This is a genomic window from Pseudomonas resinovorans NBRC 106553 (genome assembly GCF_000412695.1).
In the GTDB taxonomy this organism is placed as follows: Bacteria; Pseudomonadota; Gammaproteobacteria; order Pseudomonadales; family Pseudomonadaceae; genus Metapseudomonas; species Metapseudomonas resinovorans_A.
On the sequence record NC_021499.1, the window covers coordinates 642,478 to 664,701 of the forward strand.

Sequence of the window (22,224 nt, forward strand, 5' to 3'; positions counted from 1 at the left end):
AAATACCCAGACTGTCACATACCTGATTCGGGATCGCGCCTCACCGCGAGATCCCAACCGAATTGCTTGACGACCATAGAGCGTTGGAACCACCTGATCCCATCCCGAACTCAGTAGTGAAACGACGCATCGCCGATGGTAGTGTGGAGCTTCTCCATGTGAGAGTAGGTCATCGTCAAGCTTCTATCCCAAACCCCCGATACGCCTCGCGTATCGGGGGTTTGTCTTTGTGCGCGAAAAACTGGGCGCGCGAAACAGCCCCATGACACCGGTGGGCTGAGCCGCCAGTGTCGTGTATCGATTGAGCTACTTGGGCCTGCCGGATTTCTATGCAACCTGAGTGTGCATGGATATGATGCCTGCCTCATTGTGAGCCGGACCCAGCACATGCTGACTCTATTGAAACTTCTGCAGGATGGGCGTTTCCACTCCGGGCAGGCTCTGGGTGCAGCCCTTGGTGTTAGCAGAAGTGCCGTCTGGAAGCAGCTGCAGCAGCTAGAGGCGGAACTCAGTCTCCCTATATACAAGGTGCGCGGTCGTGGTTACCGGCTGCAAAGTCCCCTGAGCCTGCTCGACAGCGAAGCATTGAACAAGGCGGGTTCTCCTTGGGCGCATCGTGTGTTCGACTCGCTGGACTCTACCAATGCGGAGGTCATGCGGCGCCTTGCGGCTGGAGAGGTTCCTCCATTCGCGGTCGTGGCGGAGCGTCAGACCGAGGGGCGGGGAAGGCGGGGGCGCCGGTGGGTCAGTCCCTATGCCCAGAACCTCTACTACAGTCTTGCATTGCGCATTAATGGTGGCGCCCGCCAGCTCGAGGGCTTGAGCCTGGTGATCGGTCTTGCTGTGCTGAGTACGCTGCGCGCGTTCGGCTTGGTAGATGCCGGGCTGAAGTGGCCCAACGATCTCCTGGTCAACAACCGAAAGATTGCGGGAATCCTGCTCGAGCTCCTGGGTGATCCTGCCGACATCTGTCACGTGGTTGTCGGCATCGGCATCAATGTGAATATGCAGTCGTCCGTGGTCGATATCGATCAACCCTGGACGTCCATGCAGTCCGAGTCCGGCACATTGATCGACAGGAACGCATTGATTGCTCAGCTCAGCGCCTGCCTCGAAGGCTACTTGCGTCGCCACGAGCTCGAAGGGTTTTCAGCGCTTCGCGAGGAGTGGGAAGGCGGTCATCTTTGGCAGGGAAAGCCGGTCAGCTTGATTGCCGGCGTACAGAAAATCCAGGGAAGGGTCTTGGGAATCGATGCAACGGGGGCTCTGCGCCTCAGCGTCGATGGTGAAGAGCGAGCTTACAGCGGTGGAGAGCTCAGTTTGAGGTTGAGTGATGATTCTTGAGCTGGACTGCGGCAACAGTTTTATCAAGTGGCGGGTAATCGACAGCGCTCAGGTGAAGACGCTTGCTGGCGGTGTCGTCGGCTCCGATGAGGAGCTGGTCTCGGCGCTTCGGTCGGTTCCCGATTTGGCATTGCGCCATTGTCGATTGGTCAGCGTTCGGTCCGACGAAGAAACCCGCGCATTGACCCGGCAGTTGCAGGACATGTTCGGTGTTTCCAGTGCCAGTGCTTCGCCTGTGGTGGAAATGGCGGGTGTGCGCAATGGTTATTCCGAGTATCAGCGTCTTGGGCTGGATCGCTGGTTGGCGGTGTTGGGGGCCTATCACATCGCCCGCAAGCCTTGTCTCGTTCTGGATCTTGGGACTGCCGTGACCTCTGATCTGGTCACCGGGGAGGGTGAGCACCTGGGGGGCTTCATTTGTCCCGGCATGCCGCTCATGCGCAACCAGTTGCGGACCCACACGCGGCGTATACGTTACGACGATGCTGCTGCGGAGAAGGCGTTGCTGGAAATGGTTCCTGGTCGTTCGACCGTAGAGGCTGTTGAGCGTGGCTGTTTGCTGATGCTGCGCGGGTTTGTCCAGGCGCAGATCGAATTGGCTGCGGAGCACCTCGGGGATGATTTCGAGGTTTTCCTCACGGGTGGCGATGCTCTCCTGGTCCGCGATGTGCTGCCGCGCGCAAGGGTATTGCCGGATCTGGTGTTCACCGGGCTGGCAATCGCTTGTCCATTGCATTGAGGTTGTTCCATGCGTTGGTTGTTCCTGTTCCTCCTGGTCCTCAATCTTTTCTACTACGTCTGGCATCAGCAGCAGGCTCCGCTGCGGCCGAAGGAGGTGGAGACGCTGTCCCTCTATAAGGGTGGGCAGCAAGATATCCGCCTGCTCAGCGAGTCCGACAATGTTCAGCCCAGGCGTAGTGCAGCGCCTGCGGCGAAGGCAGAGGAGGCCGTTTGCCTCTTCCTGGGTGGTTTCGATCGCGAAGAACAAGCACGCGAAGTCGAACAACGGCTGATCAGCCTGGATATTGCCGCGACGGTTCAGCCGGTGGATGCCGCTGCGGGTGTGGACTATTGGGTCTATCTCGCGCCGCTGGCATCGCGGGAAGCGTCCCTGCGTCAACTCAAGGAGCTTCAGGCGCGCAAGATCGACAGCTATATCGTGACTCAGGGCGACCTGGTCAATGGAATCTCGCTGGGGATTTTCCCGCGGCTGGACTCTGCAGAGAGTGTCATGCAGCGTTTGCGTGATGCCGGATATGAGCCTTTCTTGCGAGAACTGACCCGTGCACACCGTGACTACTGGGTGCGCGTCGCCCCTGAAAGCCGCAGACTTGTTGATGATCCGCTGCTCGAACAGCTGTCCCGAGATTTTTCCGGATTAAAACATCAACTTATGCAGTGCGAAGGTGTTGCATCTCCTCGTTAGCTTGCATAGAATGGCGCCCGCTTCGCAGCGTAGGCCCAAAAGGCTCAATTGCGAAGCTGCTGCCAAGTGAGGCTAACCTCAAGATTTTAATGAGAAAATCGCTTGACAGCAGGGTGGCAGAAGAAGAGAATGCCGCCGTCCCTTGGAGGGATTCCCGAGCGGCCAAAGGGATCAGACTGTAAATCTGACGTCATAGACTTCGAAGGTTCGAATCCTTCTCCCTCCACCAGATTCAAAGCGAGAGCTGTGAGCTCCGCGGGTATAGTTCAGTGGTAGAACCTCAGCCTTCCAAGCTGATGATGCGGGTTCGATTCCCGCTACCCGCTCCAAGTTCGCTGTTTTCGTAATGTGTTTGGCTCATGTAGCTCAGCTGGTAGAGCACACCCTTGGTAAGGGTGAGGTCAGCGGTTCAAATCCGCTCATGAGCTCCATCTTAACAAAGGCAGATATGAAAATATCTGCCTTTGTTTTAATGGTGGCGTAACTCGCTCAACTCTTGATGGGAGACGTTCTCGATGGCTAAAGAAAAGTTCGAACGTAATAAACCGCACGTCAACGTCGGTACTATTGGTCACGTTGACCATGGTAAGACCACTCTGACTGCTGCGCTGACCAAGGTCTGCTCCGAGACCTGGGGCGGTTCCGCTCGTGCGTTCGACCAGATCGACAACGCGCCGGAAGAGAAAGCTCGCGGTATCACCATCAACACTTCCCACGTTGAGTACGATTCCGCTGTTCGTCACTACGCTCACGTTGACTGCCCCGGTCACGCTGACTACGTGAAGAACATGATCACCGGTGCTGCCCAGATGGATGGCGCGATCCTGGTTTGCTCCGCTGCTGACGGCCCCATGCCGCAGACCCGCGAGCACATCCTGCTGTCCCGTCAGGTAGGCGTTCCTTACATTGTCGTGTTCCTGAACAAGGCCGACATGGTTGACGACGCTGAGTTGCTGGAACTGGTTGAAATGGAAGTTCGCGACCTGCTCAACACCTACGACTTCCCGGGCGACGACACTCCGATCATCGTCGGTTCCGCTCTGATGGCTCTGGAAGGTAAGGACGACAACGAAATCGGCGTTTCCGCCGTTCGTAAGCTGGTAGAGACCCTGGACTCCTACATTCCGGAGCCGGTGCGTGCCATCGACCAGCCGTTCCTGCTGCCGATCGAAGACGTGTTCTCCATCTCCGGCCGCGGCACCGTGGTAACCGGTCGTGTTGAGCGTGGCATCGTCAAGGTTCAGGAAGAGGTCGAGATCGTCGGCATTCGCGCGACCACCAAGACCACCTGCACCGGCGTTGAAATGTTCCGCAAGCTGCTCGACGAAGGTCGTGCTGGTGAGAACGTTGGCGTCCTGCTGCGCGGCACCAAGCGTGACGACGTAGAGCGTGGTCAGGTTCTGGCCAAGCCGGGCACCATCAAGCCGCACACCAAGTTCGAGTGCGAAGTGTACGTGCTGTCCAAGGAAGAGGGCGGTCGTCACACTCCGTTCTTCAAAGGCTACCGTCCGCAGTTCTACTTCCGTACCACTGACGTGACCGGTAACTGCGAACTGCCGGAAGGCGTTGAGATGGTAATGCCGGGCGACAACATCAAGATGGTTGTCACCCTGATCGCTCCGATCGCCATGGAAGACGGTCTGCGCTTCGCGATTCGCGAAGGCGGCCGTACCGTTGGCGCCGGTGTTGTAGCCAAGATCTTCGAATAACGACTTGATCTTGGTGTGTCAGGCCGGCATAATGGTCGGCCTGACTTTGTTACAGGCCAGTAGCTCAATTGGCAGAGCGGCGGTCTCCAAAACCGCAGGTTGGGGGTTCGATTCCCTCCTGGCCTGCCAGATTCCACGAATGAGAATCTGGCATTTCTCTCACAGGATCTTAGCTGATGAATGCCAAGGCTGAAGCCAAAGAAGCACGCTTCGATGCATTGAAGTGGGTCGTTGTTGTGGCTCTTGTTGCTGTTGGTGTGGTCGGCAATCAGTACTTCTCTGCTGAGCCGATCCTGTACCGCGTTCTCGCGCTTCTCGCTCTTGCTGCTGCCGCCGCTGTCGTGGCTCTGCAGACTGCAAAAGGGCAGGCTTTCTTCGTTCTCGCCAAGGAAGCTCGCGCGGAAATTCGCAAGGTTGTTTGGCCGACTCGTCAAGAAACCACTCAGACCACTCTGATTGTTGTGGCTGTTGTCCTGGTAATGGCGCTGCTGCTGTGGGGTCTCGATACCCTGCTCGGTTGGCTTGTGTCGATGATTGTTGGTTAATAGGTGCGCCGTGGCTAAGCGTTGGTACGTTGTGCATGCTTACTCGGGTTACGAGAAGCATGTCATGCGCTCGCTGATCGAGCGCGTCAAGCTGGCTGGCATGGAAGAAGAGTTCGGCGAAATTCTGGTCCCCACTGAAGAAGTGGTGGAAATGCGTAACGGCCAGAAGCGCAAAAGCGAACGCAAATTCTTCCCTGGCTATGTGCTGGTTCAGATGGAGATGAGCGAGGCGACTTGGCACTTGATCAAGGATACGCCGCGCGTAATGGGCTTCATTGGTGGTACCGCCGATAAGCCTGCGCCCATCACCGAAAAAGAAGCTGAGGCCATCCTGCGTCGCGTAGCCGACAGCGGTGACAAGCCGAAGCCGAAGACCCTGTTCGAGCCGGGTGAGACTGTTCGTGTTATCGACGGTCCGTTTGCCGACTTCAATGGCGTCGTCGAAGAAGTCAACTACGAGAAGAGCCGGATCCAAGTGGCCGTGCTCATCTTCGGCCGCTCTACACCGGTAGAGCTGGAGTTCAGTCAGGTCGAGAAGGCTTAACTGACAATGGCATCCCAACCCCGCAGCCCTAGGTTGCGGGGTTTTGTCGTCACTGGGATAAACGCGAAAGCAATCGGGGAGCCTTCGGGCGCTAGAACCCGTAACTGGAGTTATACATGGCTAAGAAGATTCAAGCTTATATCAAGCTGCAAGTGAAGGCCGCTCAGGCCAACCCGTCGCCGCCCGTAGGCCCTGCCCTCGGTCAGCACGGTGTGAACATCATGGAATTCTGCAAGGCGTTCAACGCCCGTACCCAAGGCCTCGAGCCGGGTCTGCCGACTCCCGTGATCATCACCGTATACAGCGACCGCAGCTTCACTTTCGAGACCAAGAGCACCCCGGCTTCCGTGCTGCTGAAGAAAGCAGCCGGCATCACCAGCGGTTCGCCCCGTCCGAACACCCAGAAAGTAGGCACCGTTACCCGTGCTCAGCTGGAAGAGATCGCTAAAGCCAAGAAGGCTGATCTGACTGCAGCTGACCTGGACGCGGCCGTGCGTAGCATCGCCGGTTCCGCTCGTAGCATGGGCCTGAACGTGGAGGGTGTGTAATGGCTAAGCTGACCAAGCGCCAAAAGGCGATCGCCGAGAAAGTAGAAGCCGGCAAGCAATACGGTTTCGAAGACGCCGCCAAACTGCTGGCCGAGCTGGCGACCTCCAAGTTCAAAGAGTCCGTGGACGTCTCCATCAACCTCGGTGTTGACCCGCGTAAATCCGACCAGGTCGTTCGTGGCGCTACCGTTCTGCCGAACGGCACCGGCCGCAGCGTTCGCGTTGCCGTGTTCACCCAGGGCCCGGCTGCTGAAGCCGCTCTGGCTGCCGGCGCCGAAAAGGTTGGTATGGACGAACTGGCTGCCGAAATGAAAGCCGGCGACCTGAACTACGACGTCGTTATCGCCTCCCCGGACGCGATGCGTGTTGTTGGTCAGCTGGGCCAGATCCTCGGCCCGCGCGGTCTGATGCCGAACCCGAAAGTCGGCACCGTGACCCCTGACGTAGCAACCGCCGTGAAGAACGCCAAAGCTGGTCAGGTGCGTTTCCGTACCGACAAGAACGGCATCATTCACGCCTCCGTTGGCAAGGTCGACTTCGAGCCGATCAAGCTGAAGCAGAACGTTGAAGCTCTGCTGGCCGACCTGAAGCGTCTGAAGCCGTCCACCTCCAAGGGTGTGTACCTGAAGCGCGTGACCCTGAGCACCACCATGGGCCCGGGTCTGCAGATCGATCAGGCTTCCCTCGAAGGCTAAGTGATAAAGGCGCGGCGGATTCGTCCGTCGCGCCAGGTATTGGGGTCCCTGCCTGGCGGGGGCTATCCAAGACCGTAGGCGGCGCAAGCCTCAAACCGGGAAGCGATTTCCGAGCCTACGCAGATGGTGCTCCCGATTCGTTTACCGAATCAGACACCAAAACGCCGTCCGGCTCCGGCTGGACGAAACGGTAACATCCAGGAGTTAGACCCGTGGCAATTAAACTCGAAGACAAGAAGGCCATCGTCGCTGAAGTCAACGAGGCTGCCAAAGCTGGCCTGTCCGCTGTCGTGGCTGATGCCCGTGGCGTGACCGTAGCGGCTATGACCGGACTCCGTAAAGAGGCCCGCGAGGCTGGTGTATACGTGCGCGTAGTACGTAACACCCTGGCTCGTCGCGCCGTTGCCGGCACTCAGTTCGAAGTGCTCAACGACGTGTTCAAAGGCCCGACCCTGATCGCTTTCTCCAACGAACATCCGGGCGCTGCCGCTCGTATCTTCAAGGAGTTCGCCAAGGGTCAGGACAAGTTCGAGATCAAGGCCGCTGCATTCGAGGGCCAGTTCCTCGCAGCCAATCAGATCGACGTACTGGCGACCCTGCCGACCTACAACGAAGCCGTTGCACAGCTGATGAGCGTTATTCAAGGCGCTACCAGCAAGCTGGCTCGTACTCTGGCGGCTATTCGCGACCAGAAAGAAGGCGCTGCTGCCTAATCCAGGCCGCATAACCTCTTTCAGCAAAAACTTTCAAATTTTGATGGCCGCGAAGGCTGTCCACCAATACAGGAATTAGAGTCATGGCTCTGACCAACGAAGACATCATCAACGCCGTATCCGAAATGTCCGTTATGCAGATCGTTGAACTGATCAAAGCGATGGAAGAGAAGTTCGGTGTTACCGCTGCTGCCGCCGTTGCCGCTGGCCCGGCTGCCGCCGCCGCTGTTGCTGAAGAGCAAACCGAGTTCAACATCATCCTGACCGAAGCCGGCGACAAGAAAGTGAACGTGATCAAAGTCGTTCGCGAACTGACCGGTCTGGGTCTGAAAGAAGCCAAGGCAGTTGTTGACGGCGCCCCGGGCGTGGTCAAAGAAGGCGCTTCGAAAGAAGAGGCCGAAGCTGCCAAGAAAGCTCTGGAAGAAGCTGGCGCCAAAGTCGAGCTCAAGTAAGCGACGACCTTGCGTCAACAGCCGAAGCGCTTCGCGCAAGGCTGACGGCTGGTGGCTCATGCCACCGGCCTTTTTCCGTTCTAGGTGGTTGCCCTCCGGGTGCCACCTGGGATGGACCCCGACCTCCATTGGGAGGCGGAGCAAACCAAGGGGTTTGCACGATTTTCTGGCTGCTCCCGTCGGAGGGGCCAAACAAGCAGGTGACCAAGCTGGGGAACGCTGATGGCTTACTCATACACTGAGAAAAAACGTATCCGCAAAGACTTTAGCAAGTTGCCGGACGTCATGGATGTACCCTACCTCCTGGCCATCCAGCTGGATTCGTATCGCGAATTCCTGCAGGCGGGAGTCAGCAAAGAGCAGTTCCGTGACATCGGTCTGCACGCGGCCTTCAAGTCTGTTTTCCCGATCATCAGCTATTCCGGCAACGCCGCCCTGGAATATGTCGGTTATCGCCTGGGCGAACCGGCCTTCGATGTCAAGGAATGCGTACTGCGCGGTGTGACCTTCGCCGTGCCGCTGCGGGTGAAAGTCCGTCTGATCATTTTCGACAAAGAATCGTCGAACAAAGCGATCAAGGACATCAAGGAGCAGGAAGTCTACATGGGGGAAATCCCCCTGATGACCGAGAACGGTACCTTCATCATCAACGGTACCGAGCGCGTCATCGTTTCCCAGCTGCACCGTTCGCCGGGTGTGTTCTTCGACCACGACCGTGGCAAGACCCACAGCTCGGGCAAGCTGCTGTACTCCGCTCGCATCATTCCCTACCGCGGCTCCTGGCTGGACTTCGAGTTCGACCCGAAGGACTGCGTATTCGTTCGTATCGACCGTCGCCGCAAACTGCCGGCCACCGTCCTGCTGCGCGCGCTGAACTACACCACCGAAGAAGTGCTGAATGCCTTCTACGCCACCAACGTCTTCCACGTTAAAGGCGAAGGTCTGCACCTGGAGCTGGTTCCGCAGCGTCTGCGTGGCGAAATCGCCGTGTTCGACATCAAGGATCCGAGCGGCAAGGTGATTGTGGAGCAGGGCCGTCGTATCACCGCCCGCCACATCAACCAGCTGGAAAAAGCCGGTATCAAAGAGCTGGAAGTTCCGCTCGACTACGTCCTGGGTCGCACCAGCGCCAAGGCCATCGTGCATCCGGCTACCGGCGAGATCATCGCCGAGTGCAACACCGAGCTGACCACCGACCTGCTGGTGAAGATCGCCAAGGCCCAGGTTGTCCGCATCGAAACCCTGTACACCAACGACATCGACTGCGGTCCGTTCATTTCGGACACCCTGAAGATCGACTCCACCGGCAACCAGCTGGAAGCCCTGGTCGAGATCTACCGCATGATGCGTCCTGGCGAGCCGCCGACCAAGGAAGCCGCCGAAACCCTGTTCAACAACCTGTTCTTCAGCGCCGAGCGTTACGACCTGTCCGCCGTTGGCCGCATGAAGTTCAACCGTCGTATCGGTCGCACCGAGATCGAAGGTTCGGGCGTGCTGAGCAAGGAAGACATCGTTGACGTACTGAAGACCCTGGTCGACATCCGTAACGGCAAGGGCATCGTCGACGACATCGACCACCTGGGTAACCGTCGCGTACGTTGCGTCGGCGAGATGGCCGAGAACCAGTTCCGTGTTGGTCTGGTGCGCGTCGAGCGCGCGGTCAAGGAACGTCTGTCCATGGCCGAAAGCGAAGGCCTGATGCCGCAGGACCTGATCAACGCCAAGCCGGTGGCCGCCGCGATCAAGGAGTTCTTCGGTTCCAGCCAGCTCTCCCAGTTCATGGACCAGAACAACCCGCTCTCCGAGATCACCCACAAGCGCCGCGTTTCCGCACTCGGCCCAGGTGGTCTGACCCGTGAGCGCGCGGGCTTCGAGGTTCGTGACGTACACCCGACCCACTACGGCCGCGTGTGCCCGATCGAAACCCCTGAAGGTCCGAACATCGGTCTGATCAACTCCCTGGCCACCTACGCCCGCACCAACCAGTACGGCTTCCTGGAAAGCCCGTACCGCGTTGTCAACGGCACCCAGGTGACCGACGAGATCGTCTTCCTCTCCGCTATCGAAGAGGCCGACCACGTCATCGCCCAGGCATCGGCAACGATGAACGAGAAGGGCCAGCTGGTCGACGAACTGGTGGCCGTGCGTCACCTGAACGAGTTCACCGTCAAGGCGCCGGAAGACGTGACCCTGATGGACGTGTCGCCGAAGCAGGTCGTTTCCGTCGCTGCCTCGCTGATTCCGTTCCTCGAGCACGACGACGCCAACCGTGCACTCATGGGTTCGAACATGCAGCGTCAGGCCGTGCCGACCCTGCGTGCCGACAAGCCCCTGGTTGGTACCGGCATGGAGCGCAACGTAGCGCGCGACTCCGGCGTCTGCGTCGTGGCCCGTCGTGGCGGTGTGATCGACTCCGTCGACGCCAGCCGTATCGTGGTTCGCGTGAATGACGACGAAGTCGAGACTGGCGAAGCCGGTGTCGACATCTACAACCTGACCAAATACACCCGTTCCAACCAGAACACCTGCATCAACCAGCGTCCGCTGGTGCAGAAGGGTGATGTGGTCGCTCGCGCCGACATCCTCGCCGATGGTCCGTCCACCGACATGGGTGAACTCGCTCTGGGTCAGAACATGCGCGTCGCGTTCATGCCCTGGAACGGTTTCAACTTCGAGGACTCCATCTGCCTGTCCGAGCGCGTGGTGCAGGAAGATCGCTTCACCACCATCCACATCCAGGAACTGACCTGTGTGGCGCGTGACACCAAGCTCGGCCCAGAGGAAATCACCGCGGACATCCCGAACGTGGGTGAGGCTGCGCTGAACAAGCTGGACGAAGCCGGTATCGTTTACGTTGGTGCTGAAGTACAGGCTGGCGACATCCTGGTCGGCAAGGTCACCCCGAAAGGCGAGACCCAGCTGACTCCGGAAGAGAAGCTGCTGCGCGCGATCTTCGGTGAGAAGGCGTCCGACGTGAAGGACACCTCCCTGCGCGTGCCCACCGGCACCAAGGGCACCGTCATCGACGTACAGGTCTTCACCCGCGACGGCGTGGAGCGCGACAGCCGTGCCCTGTCCATCGAGAAGATGCAGCTGGACGAGATCCGCAAGGACCTGAACGAAGAGTTCCGCATCGTCGAAGGCGCCACCTTCGAGCGTCTGCGTTCCGCCCTGGTCGGTCAGACCGCTGAAGGCGGCGCCGGCGTGAAGAAAGGCACCGAGATCACCCACGAGTACCTCGACGGTCTCGAGCGCGGTCAGTGGTTCAAGCTGCGCATGTCCGAAGACGCCCTCAATGAGCAGCTGGAGAAGGCCCAGGCTTACCTGTCCGACCGTCGCCAGATGCTGGACGACAAGTTCGAAGACAAGAAGCGCAAGCTGCAGCAAGGCGACGACCTGGCTCCGGGCGTACTGAAGATCGTCAAGGTCTACCTGGCTATCAAGCGCCGCATCCAGCCGGGCGACAAGATGGCCGGCCGCCACGGTAACAAGGGTGTGGTCTCCGTGATCATGCCGGTCGAAGACATGCCGCACGATGCCAATGGCACTCCGGTCGACATCGTTCTGAACCCGCTGGGCGTACCGTCTCGTATGAACGTCGGCCAGATCCTCGAAACCCACCTGGGCCTCGCAGCCAAGGGCCTGGGCGAGAAGATCAACCGCATGATGGAAGAGCAGCGCAAGATCGCTGAACTGCGCGAGTTCCTCCATGAGATCTACAACGAGATCGGTGGCCGTCAGGAAAGCCTGAACGAGCTGAGCGACCAGGAAATCCTGGATCTGGCGAAGAACCTGAAGGGCGGCGTACCCATGGCCACCCCGGTGTTCGACGGCGCCAAGGAAAGCGAGATCAAGGCCATGCTGAAGCTCGCTGACCTGCCGGAAAGCGGTCAGATGCGCCTGTTCGACGGCCGTACCGGTAACCAGTTCGAGCGTCCGACCACCGTCGGCTACATGTACATGCTCAAGCTGAACCACCTGGTCGACGACAAGATGCACGCACGTTCCACCGGTTCCTACAGCCTGGTTACCCAGCAGCCGCTGGGTGGTAAGGCGCAGTTCGGTGGCCAGCGTTTCGGGGAGATGGAGGTCTGGGCTCTGGAAGCCTACGGCGCCGCCTACACCCTGCAGGAAATGCTGACTGTGAAGTCGGACGACGTGAACGGTCGGACCAAGATGTACAAAAACATCGTGGACGGCGATCACCGCATGGAGGCCGGCATGCCCGAGTCCTTCAACGTGTTGATCAAAGAGATCCGCTCGCTCGGCATCGACATCGAACTGGAAACCGAATAACACGCGACGCCCAAAACGCTACGGCTGGTCAAGGCCGGTCGTAGCGGGTCCGTGAGGAGGAAAGGCCTTGAAAGACTTGCTGAATCTGTTGAAAAACCAGGGTCAAATCGAAGAGTTCGATGCCATCCGTATTGGTCTGGCCTCGCCCGAGATGATCCGTTCCTGGTCCTTCGGTGAAGTGAAGAAGCCGGAGACCATCAACTACCGTACCTTCAAGCCGGAGCGCGATGGCCTGTTCTGCGCCAAGATCTTCGGCCCGGTGAAGGACTACGAGTGCCTGTGCGGTAAGTACAAGCGCCTCAAGCATCGCGGTGTGATCTGCGAGAAGTGCGGCGTGGAAGTCGCCCTGGCCAAGGTGCGTCGTGAGCGCATGGGCCATATCGAACTGGCTTCCCCCGTTGCCCACATCTGGTTCCTGAAGTCCCTGCCGTCGCGTATCGGCCTGCTGCTGGACATGACCCTGCGTGACATCGAACGCGTGCTCTATTTCGAGAGCTACGTGGTGATCGATCCGGGTATGACCACCCTGGAGAAGGGCCAGCTGCTGAACGACGAGCAATACTTCGAAGCCCTCGAAGAGTTCGGTGACGACTTCGACGCCCGCATGGGTGCGGAAGCCGTTCGCGAGCTGCTCAACGCTATCGATCTGGACCACGAGATTGGCCGCCTGCGCGAAGAGATTCCGCAGACCAACTCGGAAACCAAGATCAAGAAGCTGTCCAAGCGCCTGAAGCTGATGGAAGCCTTCAAGGACTCCGGCAACCACCCCGAGTGGATGGTGCTGACCGTCCTGCCGGTGCTGCCGCCGGACCTGCGTCCGCTGGTTCCGCTGGATGGCGGCCGCTTCGCGACTTCCGACCTGAACGACCTGTATCGTCGGGTGATCAACCGTAACAACCGTCTGAAGCGCCTGCTCGACCTGGCCGCTCCGGACATCATCGTGCGCAACGAAAAGCGCATGCTGCAGGAAGCCGTCGACGCCCTGCTGGACAACGGCCGTCGTGGCCGTGCCATCACCGGCTCGAACAAGCGCCCGCTGAAGTCCCTGGCCGACATGATCAAGGGCAAGCAAGGTCGCTTCCGTCAGAACCTGCTCGGCAAGCGCGTGGACTACTCCGGTCGTTCCGTAATTACCGTAGGTCCGACCCTGCGTCTGCACCAGTGCGGTCTGCCCAAGAAGATGGCTCTCGAGCTGTTCAAGCCGTTCATCTTCGGCAAGCTGGAAGCCCGCGGCATGGCCACCACCATCAAGGCGGCCAAGAAGATGGTCGAGCGCGAACTGCCCGAGGTCTGGGACGTTCTCGCCGAAGTCATCCGCGAACACCCCGTGCTGCTGAACCGCGCGCCGACCCTGCACCGTCTGGGTATCCAGGCGTTCGAGCCGGTACTGATCGAAGGCAAGGCCATCCAGCTGCACCCGCTGGTCTGCGCCGCGTACAACGCCGACTTCGACGGTGACCAGATGGCCGTCCACGTTCCGCTGACCCTCGAGGCCCAGCTGGAAGCGCGCGCGCTGATGATGTCCACCAACAACATCCTCTCGCCCGCCAACGGCGAGCCGATCATCGTGCCGTCGCAGGACGTGGTTCTGGGTCTGTATTACATGACCCGTGAAGCCGTCAACGCCAAAGGCGAAGGTCGCGTGTTCGCTGACCTGCAGGAAGTCGACCGCGTGTTCCGCGCCGGCGAAGCGTCCCTGCACGCCCGCGTGAAAGTGCGCATCAACGAGACCGTGAAGGACAAGGACGGTGGCATCACCAAGAACACTCGCATCGTCGACACCACTGTCGGCCGCGCGCTGCTGTTCCAGGTGGTTCCGGCCGGCCTGTCGTTCGACGTGGTCAACCAGCCGATGAAGAAGAAGGCGATCTCCAAGCTGATCAACCAGTGCTATCGCGTGGTTGGCCTGAAGGACACCGTCATCTTCGCTGACCAGCTGATGTACACCGGTTTCGCCTACTCCACCATTTCCGGCGTCTCCATCGGTGTGAATGACTTCGTCATTCCCGACGAGAAGGCCCGCATCATCGATGCCGCCACCGCCGAAGTGAAGGAAATCGAGACCCAGTACGCCTCCGGCCTGGTAACCCAGGGCGAGAAGTACAACAAGGTGATCGACCTCTGGTCCAAGGCCAACGACGAAGTGTCCAAGGCGATGATGTCCAACCTCTCGAAAGAGAAGGTCATCGACCGCGAAGGCAAGGAAGTCGACCAGGAGTCCTTCAACTCCATGTACATGATGGCGGACTCCGGTGCGCGGGGTTCCGCGGCCCAGATCCGTCAGCTGGCCGGTATGCGTGGCCTGATGGCCAAGCCGGACGGCTCCATCATCGAGACCCCCATCACCGCGAACTTCCGTGAAGGCCTGAACGTACTCCAGTACTTCATCTCCACTCACGGTGCTCGTAAGGGTCTGGCGGATACCGCACTGAAGACCGCGAACTCCGGTTACCTGACCCGTCGTCTCGTCGACGTGGCCCAGGACCTGGTAGTGACCGAAGTCGACTGCGGCACCGAGCATGGCCTGCTGATGACTCCGCACATCGAAGGCGGCGACGTGGTCGAGCCCCTGGGCGAGCGTGTTCTGGGTCGAGTGATCGCCCGTGACGTGTTCAAGCCGGGTTCCGACGAAGTCATCGTTCCGGCCGGTACCCTGGTCGACGAGCAGTGGGTCGAGTTCATCGAGCGCATGAGCGTCGACGAAGTGATCGTGCGTTCGCCGATCAGCTGCGAAACCCGCTACGGCATCTGCGCCAAGTGCTACGGTCGCGATCTGGCCCGTGGTCACCAGGTGAACATCGGTGAAGCTGTCGGCGTAATCGCCGCCCAGTCCATCGGTGAGCCGGGTACCCAGCTGACCATGCGTACCTTCCACATCGGTGGTGCGGCCAGCCGTACTTCGGCTGCCGACAACGTCCAGGTGAAGAACGGCGGTACCATCCGCCTGCACAACCTGAAGCACGTCGAGAACCTCAACGGCAACCTGGTTGCTGTGTCCCGTTCCGGTGAGCTGGCGGTTGCCGACGACTTCGGTCGTGAGCGCGAGCGCTACAAGCTGCCGTACGGTGCCGTGATTTCCGTGAAGGAAGGCGACAAGGTCGACCCGGGCGCAATCGTCGCCAAGTGGGACCCGCACACCCACCCGATCGTGACCGAAATGAAGGGTACCGTTACCTTCGTCGGCATGGAGGAGGGCATCACCATCAAGCGCCAGACCGACGAACTGACCGGTCTGACCAACATCGAGGTTCTGGATCCGAAGGACCGTCCGGCTGCTGGCAAGGACATCCGTCCGGCCGTGAAGCTGGTCGACGCCAACGGCAAGGAACTGCTGCTGCCGGGTACCGACGTTCCCGCCCAGTACTTCCTGCCGGCGAACGCCCTGGTTGGCGTGGCCGACGGTGCGCAAGTGGGTGTGGGTGACGTTATCGCCCGTATCCCGCAGGAAACCTCGAAGACCCGCGACATCACCGGTGGTCTGCCGCGCGTTGCCGACCTGTTCGAAGCTCGTCGTCCGAAAGAGCCTTCGATCCTGGCGGAAATCAGCGGCACCATCTCCTTCGGCAAGGAGACCAAAGGCAAGCGCCGTCTGGTCATCACCCCGAACGACGGTACCGATCCTTACGAGGAGCTGATTCCGAAGTGGCGTCACCTGAACGTGTTCGAAGGCGAACAGGTGAACCGCGGCGAAGTTATCTCCGACGGTCCGAGCAACCCGCACGACATCCTGCGTCTGCTGGGCGTCAGCGCGCTGGCCAAGTACATCGTCAACGAGATCCAGGACGTGTACCGCCTGCAGGGCGTGAAGATCAACGACAAGCACATCGAAACCATCCTGCGCCAGATGCTGCGCAAGGTCGAGATTGCCGAGTCGGGTGACTCCAGTTTCATCAAGGGCGACCAGATGGAACTGACCCAGGTACTGGAAGAGAACGAGCGTCTGGCGACCGAAGATCGCTTCATCGCCAAGTTCGAGCGCGTCCTGCTGGGTATCACCAAGGCCTCGCTGTCCACCGAGTCGTTCATCTCCGCGGCATCCTTCCAGGAAACCACCCGCGTTCTGACCGAAGCGGCGGTAACCGGCAAGCGCGACTACCTGCGCGGCCTGAAGGAAAACGTGGTGGTGGGTCGTCTGATCCCGGCCGGTACCGGCCTGGCCTACCACAGCGAGCGCAAGCGTCAGCGCGAAGCCGGCAAGCCGGTCCGCGTGAGCGCGAGCGAAGTGGAAGCGGCGCTGACCGAAGCGCTGAACTCCAGCAGCAACTAAGTGTGATAACCCCCCGGAGGCTCTGGCCTTCGGGGGGTTATTGCCTTGACGGGGGCATTCAGTCTCTTTAGACTCATGCACCCCTAAATTTGGCAGGGCGCTATGCCCTGTCATTTTGCTTTTTTGTAAGGCAATAGCGTCGAAAGACAACAGTGGAGCAATTAGATGGCAACTATTAACCAGCTGGTGCGTAAGCCGCGCAGCCGTATCGTCGAGAAATCCGACGTACCTGCGCTGCAAAACTGCCCGCAGCGTCGTGGCGTATGCACCCGCGTCTACACCACCACGCCGAAGAAACCGAACTCCGCACTCCGTAAGGTTTGCCGTGTTCGCCTGACCAACGGCTACGAAGTGACTTCGTACATCGGTGGTGAAGGTCACAACCTGCAAGAGCACAGCGTAGTGCTGATCCGTGGCGGTCGTGTAAAAGACCTTCCGGGTGTGCGTTACCACACCGTTCGCGGTTCGCTGGATACCACCGGCGTTAAAGACCGTAAGCAGGGCCGTTCCAAGTACGGCACCAAGCGTCCGAAGTAATTCGGCGCGTAATCAGTTTATCTATTCATTGAGTCGATAAGAGTAAGGTCGGGCGTAACCGAATGGTTATGGTCCCGGGCTAACCTGAAGACCGTTTGAGGGCTTATCAATGCCAAGACGTCGTGTAGCAGCAAAGCGTGAGATTCTGGACGATCCGAAATACGGAAGCCTGATCCTCGCCAAATTCATGAACCACGTGATGGAAAGCGGCAAGAAGGCTGTAGCCGAGCGCATCGTTTACGGTGCCCTGGATACCGTCAAAGCACGCAAGAACAGCGATCCCCTGGAAATCTTCGAGAAAGCTCTCGACGCCATCGCTCCGCTGGTCGAAGTAAAGTCCCGCCGTGTAGGCGGTGCCACTTACCAGGTTCCGGTCGAAGTTCGTCCGTCCCGTCGTAATGCCCTGGCCATGCGTTGGCTGGTTGAGTCCGCGCGCAAGCGTGGCGAGAAATCCATGGCCCTGCGCCTGGCTGGCGAGCTGCTCGATGCCTTCGATGGCAAGGGCGCAGCTGTCAAGAAGCGTGAAGACGTGCACCGCATGGCAGAGGCCAACAAGGCCTTCTCGCATTATCGCTTCTAATCTAGCGAGGATTTTTTCGTGGCTCGTACAACCCCTATCAACCGCTACCGTAACATCGGTATCTGCGCCCACGTAGACGCCGGTAAGACCACCACTACGGAGCGGATCCTGTTCTACACAGGTCTCAGCCACAAAATGGGTGAGGTGCACGACGGCGCCGCCACTACCGACTGGATGGTGCAGGAGCAGGAGCGTGGTATCACCATTACCTCCGCTGCCATCACCACCTTCTGGGAAGGCTCCCGTGGTCAGTACGACAAGTACCGCGTAAACGTCATCGACACCCCCGGCCACGTAGACTTCACCATTGAAGTTGAGCGCTCCCTGCGCGTACTGGACGGCGCTGTCGTTGTGTTCTGCGGTACCTCCGGCGTTGAGCCGCAGTCCGAAACCGTATGGCGTCAGGCCAACAAGTACGGCGTTCCGCGTATCGTTTACGTGAACAAGATGGACCGCGCTGGTGCCAACTTCCTGCGCGTCGTCGGTCAGATCAAGAACCGCCTGGGTCACACCCCGGTTCCGGTTCAACTGGCCATCGGTGCAGAAGACGACTTCCAGGGTCAGATCGACCTGCTGAAGATGAAAGCCGTCTACTGGAACGAAGACGACAAGGGCACCTCCTACCGCGAGGAAGAGATTCCCGCGGAGCTGGTTGACCTGGCCAACGAGTGGCGCAACAACATGGTCGAGGCTGCTGCCGAAGCCAACGAAGAGCTGATGAACAAGTACCTGGAAGAGGGTGAGCTGACGATCGAAGAGATCAAGGCCGGCCTGCGTCAGCGTACTATCGCCTGCGAAATCGTTCCGGCTGTCTGCGGTTCCTCGTTCAAGAACAAGGGCGTACCCCTGGTTCTCGACGCCGTTATCGACTTCCTGCCGGCTCCGACCGAGATCCCTGCGATCAAGGGCGTTCACCCGGACAGCACTGACGACAACGAAATCGTTGACGAGCGTCCTGCAGATGACAGCGCACCGTTCTCCGCTCTGGCGTTCAAGATCGCTACCGACCCGTTCGTTGGTACTCTGACCTTCGTTCGCGTTTATTCGGGCGTTCTGGAGTCTGGCCAATCGGTCGTTAACTCCGTGAAAGGCAAGAAAGAGCGCGTTGGTCGTATGGTGCAGATGCACGCCAACCAGCGTGACGAGATCAAAGAAGTACGCGCTGGCGACATCGCGGCTCTGATCGGCATGAAGGACGTCACTACTGGTGACACCCTGTGCGATCAGGAAAAGCCGATCATCCTCGAGCGTATGGACTTCCCGGAGCCGGTAATTTCGGTAGCTGTTGAGCCGAAGACCAAGGCTGACCAGGAGAAGATGGGTATCGCTCTGGGCAAGCTGGCCCAGGAAGATCCGTCGTTCCGCGTCAAGACCGACGAAGAAACCGGCCAGACCATCATCTCCGGTATGGGTGAGCTGCACCTGGACATCCTCGTCGACCGCATGAAGCGCGAGTTCGGCGTTGAGGCCAACATCGGCAAGCCGCAGGTTTCCTACCGCGAAACCATCACCAAGGACAATGTCGAGATCGAAGGCAAATTCGTTCGTCAGTCCGGTGGTCGTGGTCAGTTCGGTCACTGCTGGATCCGCTTCTCTGCCGCTGACGTGGACGAGAAAGGCAACATCACCGAAGGCCTGGTGTTCAACAACGAAGTCGTTGGTGGTGTGGTTCCGAAGGAATACATCCCGGCGATCCAGAAAGGTATCGAAGAGCAGATGAAGAACGGCGTTGTCGCCGGCTATCCGCTCATCGGCCTGAAGGCCTCCGTGTTCGATGGTTCGTACCACGACGTCGACTCCAACGAGATGGCGTTCAAGATCGCTGCCTCCATGGCGACCAAGCAGCTGGCCCAGAAGGGCGGCGGTAAAGTGCTTGAGCCGATCATGAAGGTAGAGGTAGTGACTCCTGAGGACTACATGGGTGACGTGATGGGTGACCTGAACCGTCGTCGTGGTCTGATTCAGGGGATGGAAGACAGCGTTTCCGGTAAGGTAATTCGTGCCGAGGTTCCGCTGGGCGAGATGTTCGGTTATGCGACCGACGTACGTTCCATGTCCCAGGGTCGCGCGAGCTACTCCATGGAATTCTCCAAATACGCCGAAGCTCCGTCGAATGTCGTCGAAGCACTGGTTAAAAAACAAGGTTGATTCAGCCCTTTAAGTAAGAGGTTTACTGTCGTGGCTAAAGAAAAATTTGAACGTAACAAACCGCACGTCAACGTTGGCACCATCGGTCACGTTGACCATGGCAAAACCACTCTGACCGCTGCTCTGACCAAAGTCTGCTCGGAGACCTGGGGCGGTTCCGCTCGTGCGTTCGACCAGATCGACAACGCGCCGGAAGAGAAAGCTCGCGGTATCACCATCAACACTTCCCACGTTGAGTACGATTCCGCTGTTCGTCACTACGCTCACGTTGACTGCCCCGGTCACGCTGACTACGTGAAGAACATGATCACCGGTGCTGCCCAGATGGACGGCGCGATCCTGGTTTGCTCCGCTGCTGACGGCCCCATGCCGCAGACCCGCGAGCACATCCTGCTGTCCCGTCAGGTAGGCGTTCCTTACATTGTCGTGTTCCTGAACAAGGCCGACATGGTTGACGACGCTGAGCTGCTGGAACTGGTTGAAATGGAAGTTCGCGACCTGCTCAACACCTACGACTTCCCGGGCGACGACACTCCGATCATCATCGGTTCCGCTCTGATGGCCCTGGAAGGCAAGGACGACAACGAAATCGGCGTTTCCGCCGTTCGTAAGCTGGTAGAGACCCTGGACTCCTACATTCCGGAGCCGGTGCGTGCCATCGACCAGCCGTTCCTGCTGCCGATCGAAGACGTGTTCTCCATCTCCGGCCGCGGCACCGTGGTAACCGGTCGTGTTGAGCGTGGCATCGTCAAGGTTCAGGAAGAAGTCGAGATCGTCGGCATTCGCGCGACCACCAAGACCACCTGCACCGGCGTTGAAATGTTCCGCAAGCTGCTCGACGAAGGTCGTGCTGGTGAGAACGTTGGCGTCCTGCTGCGCGGCACCAAGCGTGACGACGTAGAGCGTGGTCAGGTTCTGGCCAAGCCGGGCACCATCAAGCCGCACACCAAGTTCGAGTGCGAAGTGTACGTGCTGTCCAAGGAAGAAGGCGGTCGTCACACTCCGTTCTTCAAGGGCTACCGTCCGCAGTTCTACTTCCGTACCACTGACGTGACCGGTAACTGCGAACTGCCGGAAGGCGTTGAGATGGTAATGCCGGGCGACAACATCAAGATGGTTGTCACCCTGATCGCTCCGATCGCCATGGAAGACGGTCTGCGCTTCGCGATTCGCGAAGGCGGCCGTACCGTAGGCGCCGGCGTGGTTGCCAAGATCTTCGAATAATCGACGATCGCGGTAAAAAGAAAGGGCCCCTCAGGGGGCCCTTTTTCTTTTGGCTGGTCAAAAGTTGACACCTATCTGGCGCATCCGTACAATCACGCCTCCTTTTAACGGGCGTAGTCCGTCCGTTGGGGAAAGCAGAGATAGAGTCTGAGGTCAAAATGCAAAACCAACAAATCCGTATTCGGTTGAAGGCTTTTGACCATCGCCTGATCGATCAATCCACCCAGGAAATCGTGGAAACCGCGAAACGTACTGGTGCTCAGGTGCGTGGTCCTATTCCTCTGCCTACTCGCAAAGAGCGGTACACCGTTCTGGTCTCCCCGCACGTCAACAAAGACGCGCGTGACCAGTACGAAATTCGTACCCACAAGCGTGTTCTGGACATCGTCCAGCCGACGGATAAAACCGTCGATGCGCTGATGAAGCTCGACCTTGCGGCAGGCGTGGAAGTGCAGATCAGCCTCGGCTAATAACCCTCGGGTTCTTAGTCGTGTAACGCTCTGAAATGGGCGGCCATAGCGGGTGAAAGCCCCGTACACTCATGAGGTTTACAACATGACTATTGGTGTAGTCGGTCGTAAATGCGGCATGACCCGCATTTTCACCGAAGAAGGTGTCTCCATTCCGGTTACGGTCATTGAGATCGAGCCGAATCGTGTGACCCAATTCAAAAACGAAGACAGCGATGGCTATCGCGCCGTACAGGTAACTGTTGGTGAGCGCCGTGCCTCTCGCGTGACCAAGGCGCAAGCCGGTCACTTCGCCAAGGCAAACGTGGCTGCTGGTCGCGGCGTCTGGGAATTCCGTCTTGAAGACGGCGAGTTCCAGGCTGGCGATCAACTGACTGCAGAGCTGTTCCAAGCTGGTCAACTGGTAGACGTTACCGGTCAGTCCAAGGGTAAAGGCTACGCCGGTACCATCAAGCGCTGGAACTTCCGTGGTCAGGACAACACCCACGGTAACTCCGTTTCTCACCGCGCCCCGGGTTCTATTGGCCAGTGCCAGACTCCTGGTCGTGTCTTCAAGGGCAAGAAAATGTCCGGTCATCTGGGCGCTGAGCGCGTGACCGTGCAGTCCCTGGAAGTTGTGCGTGTCGATGCAGAACGCAATCTGCTGCTGGTAAAAGGTGCCGTTCCTGGCGCTACCGGCGGTGATGTGGTTGTGCGTCCGGCAGCCAAGGCTCGCGGTTAAGGGGG

General features: G+C 59.1%; 18 protein-coding genes, 4 tRNA genes and 1 rRNA gene. All 23 read left to right on the top strand.

From position 1 onward, the window contains the following. The first annotated feature begins 65 nt into the window (after nt 1–65). The 23 genes from rrf (at nt 66) to rplC (ending at nt 22,219) form a co-directional block, all read left to right on the top strand. Nucleotides 66–181, top strand: a 5S ribosomal RNA gene (gene rrf, locus PCA10_RS02865). Between the two features lie 206 nt (nt 182–387). Further along, nucleotides 388–1,344 carry a bifunctional biotin--[acetyl-CoA-carboxylase] ligase/biotin operon repressor BirA gene (birA, locus tag PCA10_RS02870; RefSeq protein ID WP_041770115.1) on the top strand — a complete coding sequence of 319 codons (957 nt, stop codon included), beginning with the start codon at nt 388–390 and terminating at the stop codon, nt 1,342–1,344. After that, complete coding sequence (locus tag PCA10_RS02875; RefSeq protein ID WP_016490517.1) at nt 1,334–2,083, top strand: pantothenate kinase; 750 nt, start codon at nt 1,334–1,336, stop codon at nt 2,081–2,083. The genes birA and PCA10_RS02875 overlap by 11 nt, the downstream gene beginning before the upstream one ends. 9 nt (nt 2,084–2,092) lie before the next feature. Further along, nucleotides 2,093–2,770 (top strand): SPOR domain-containing protein, encoded by a 678-nt coding sequence (locus PCA10_RS02880; RefSeq protein WP_016490518.1) that lies wholly within the window; start codon nt 2,093–2,095, stop codon nt 2,768–2,770. A gap of 144 nt (nt 2,771–2,914) precedes the next feature. Further along, a tRNA-Tyr gene (locus PCA10_RS02885) sits at nt 2,915–2,999 on the top strand. A gap of 26 nt (nt 3,000–3,025) precedes the next feature. Further along, a tRNA-Gly gene (locus PCA10_RS02890) sits at nt 3,026–3,099 on the top strand. Nucleotides 3,100–3,125: 26 nt separating this feature from the next. Then, nucleotides 3,126–3,201, top strand: a tRNA-Thr gene (locus PCA10_RS02895). 84 nt (nt 3,202–3,285) lie between these two features. Further along, the gene (gene tuf / locus PCA10_RS02900; RefSeq protein ID WP_016490519.1) at nt 3,286–4,479 is read left to right on the top strand and encodes an elongation factor Tu; all 1,194 of its coding nucleotides are present in this window, start codon (nt 3,286–3,288) and stop codon (nt 4,477–4,479) included. Between the two features lie 53 nt (nt 4,480–4,532). Next, nucleotides 4,533–4,608, top strand: a tRNA-Trp gene (locus PCA10_RS02905). A 47-nt stretch (nt 4,609–4,655) separates the two neighbouring features. Next, nucleotides 4,656–5,024 carry a preprotein translocase subunit SecE gene (gene secE, locus PCA10_RS02910; protein ID WP_016490520.1) on the top strand — a complete coding sequence of 123 codons (369 nt, stop codon included), beginning with the start codon at nt 4,656–4,658 and terminating at the stop codon, nt 5,022–5,024. A gap of 10 nt (nt 5,025–5,034) precedes the next feature. Then, nucleotides 5,035–5,568, top strand: a complete 534-nt coding sequence (nusG, locus tag PCA10_RS02915; protein WP_016490521.1) for a transcription termination/antitermination protein NusG — start codon at nt 5,035–5,037, stop codon at nt 5,566–5,568. Nucleotides 5,569–5,684: 116 nt separating this feature from the next. Further along, entirely contained in the window at nt 5,685–6,116 is a 432-nt protein-coding gene (rplK, locus tag PCA10_RS02920; RefSeq protein ID WP_016490522.1) for a 50S ribosomal protein L11, read from the top strand. Then, entirely contained in the window at nt 6,116–6,811 is a 696-nt protein-coding gene (gene rplA, locus PCA10_RS02925; protein ID WP_016490523.1) for a 50S ribosomal protein L1, read from the top strand. Before rplK ends, rplA begins: the two co-directional genes overlap by 1 nt. A gap of 212 nt (nt 6,812–7,023) precedes the next feature. Next, nucleotides 7,024–7,524 carry a 50S ribosomal protein L10 gene (gene rplJ / locus PCA10_RS02930; protein ID WP_016490524.1) on the top strand — a complete coding sequence of 167 codons (501 nt, stop codon included), beginning with the start codon at nt 7,024–7,026 and terminating at the stop codon, nt 7,522–7,524. Nucleotides 7,525–7,607: 83 nt separating this feature from the next. After that, entirely contained in the window at nt 7,608–7,976 is a 369-nt protein-coding gene (gene rplL / locus PCA10_RS02935) for a 50S ribosomal protein L7/L12 (RefSeq protein ID WP_016490525.1), read from the top strand. 222 nt (nt 7,977–8,198) lie between these two features. Further along, nucleotides 8,199–12,272 carry a DNA-directed RNA polymerase subunit beta gene (gene rpoB, locus PCA10_RS02940; RefSeq protein ID WP_016490526.1) on the top strand — a complete coding sequence of 1,358 codons (4,074 nt, stop codon included), beginning with the start codon at nt 8,199–8,201 and terminating at the stop codon, nt 12,270–12,272. A 67-nt stretch (nt 12,273–12,339) separates the two neighbouring features. After that, nucleotides 12,340–16,539, top strand: a complete 4,200-nt coding sequence (gene rpoC / locus PCA10_RS02945; RefSeq protein ID WP_016490527.1) for a DNA-directed RNA polymerase subunit beta' — start codon at nt 12,340–12,342, stop codon at nt 16,537–16,539. 165 nt (nt 16,540–16,704) lie between these two features. Then, a complete protein-coding gene (gene rpsL / locus PCA10_RS02950) occupies nt 16,705–17,076 on the top strand; it encodes a 30S ribosomal protein S12 (RefSeq protein ID WP_003448708.1) in 372 nt (123 codons plus the stop codon). A gap of 109 nt (nt 17,077–17,185) precedes the next feature. Beyond that, nucleotides 17,186–17,656, top strand: a complete 471-nt coding sequence (gene rpsG / locus PCA10_RS02955) for a 30S ribosomal protein S7 (protein ID WP_016490528.1) — start codon at nt 17,186–17,188, stop codon at nt 17,654–17,656. An 18-nt stretch (nt 17,657–17,674) separates the two neighbouring features. Then, nucleotides 17,675–19,804, top strand: a complete 2,130-nt coding sequence (gene fusA / locus PCA10_RS02960; protein ID WP_016490529.1) for an elongation factor G — start codon at nt 17,675–17,677, stop codon at nt 19,802–19,804. 30 nt (nt 19,805–19,834) lie between these two features. Next, nucleotides 19,835–21,028, top strand: a complete 1,194-nt coding sequence (tuf, locus tag PCA10_RS02965) for an elongation factor Tu (protein WP_016490530.1) — start codon at nt 19,835–19,837, stop codon at nt 21,026–21,028. A 158-nt stretch (nt 21,029–21,186) separates the two neighbouring features. Further along, on the top strand, nt 21,187–21,498 hold the full coding sequence (rpsJ, locus tag PCA10_RS02970) for a 30S ribosomal protein S10 (protein ID WP_003463313.1): 312 nt from the start codon (nt 21,187–21,189) through the stop codon (nt 21,496–21,498). Between the two features lie 85 nt (nt 21,499–21,583). After that, complete coding sequence (gene rplC, locus PCA10_RS02975) at nt 21,584–22,219, top strand: 50S ribosomal protein L3 (protein ID WP_016490531.1); 636 nt, start codon at nt 21,584–21,586, stop codon at nt 22,217–22,219. Nucleotides 22,220–22,224 lie beyond the last annotated feature (5 nt).

Bases quoted from the DNA above. Each gene is read 5' to 3' on its own strand.
- birA (WP_041770115.1), top strand. From the start codon at position 388: ATGCTGACTCTATTGAAACTTCTGCAGGATGGGCGTTTCCACTCCGGG.
- PCA10_RS02875 (WP_016490517.1), top strand. From the start codon at position 1,334: ATGATTCTTGAGCTGGACTGCGGCAACAGTTTTATCAAGTGGCGGGTA.
- PCA10_RS02880 (WP_016490518.1), top strand. From the start codon at position 2,093: ATGCGTTGGTTGTTCCTGTTCCTCCTGGTCCTCAATCTTTTCTACTAC.
- tuf (WP_016490519.1), top strand. From the start codon at position 3,286: ATGGCTAAAGAAAAGTTCGAACGTAATAAACCGCACGTCAACGTCGGT.
- secE (WP_016490520.1), top strand. From the start codon at position 4,656: ATGAATGCCAAGGCTGAAGCCAAAGAAGCACGCTTCGATGCATTGAAG.
- rplK (WP_016490522.1), top strand. From the start codon at position 5,685: ATGGCTAAGAAGATTCAAGCTTATATCAAGCTGCAAGTGAAGGCCGCT.
- rplA (WP_016490523.1), top strand. From the start codon at position 6,116: ATGGCTAAGCTGACCAAGCGCCAAAAGGCGATCGCCGAGAAAGTAGAA.
- rplL (WP_016490525.1), top strand. From the start codon at position 7,608: ATGGCTCTGACCAACGAAGACATCATCAACGCCGTATCCGAAATGTCC.
- rpoB (WP_016490526.1), top strand. From the start codon at position 8,199: ATGGCTTACTCATACACTGAGAAAAAACGTATCCGCAAAGACTTTAGC.
- rpsL (WP_003448708.1), top strand. From the start codon at position 16,705: ATGGCAACTATTAACCAGCTGGTGCGTAAGCCGCGCAGCCGTATCGTC.
- rpsG (WP_016490528.1), top strand. From the start codon at position 17,186: ATGCCAAGACGTCGTGTAGCAGCAAAGCGTGAGATTCTGGACGATCCG.
- rpsJ (WP_003463313.1), top strand. From the start codon at position 21,187: ATGCAAAACCAACAAATCCGTATTCGGTTGAAGGCTTTTGACCATCGC.
- rplC (WP_016490531.1), top strand. From the start codon at position 21,584: ATGACTATTGGTGTAGTCGGTCGTAAATGCGGCATGACCCGCATTTTC.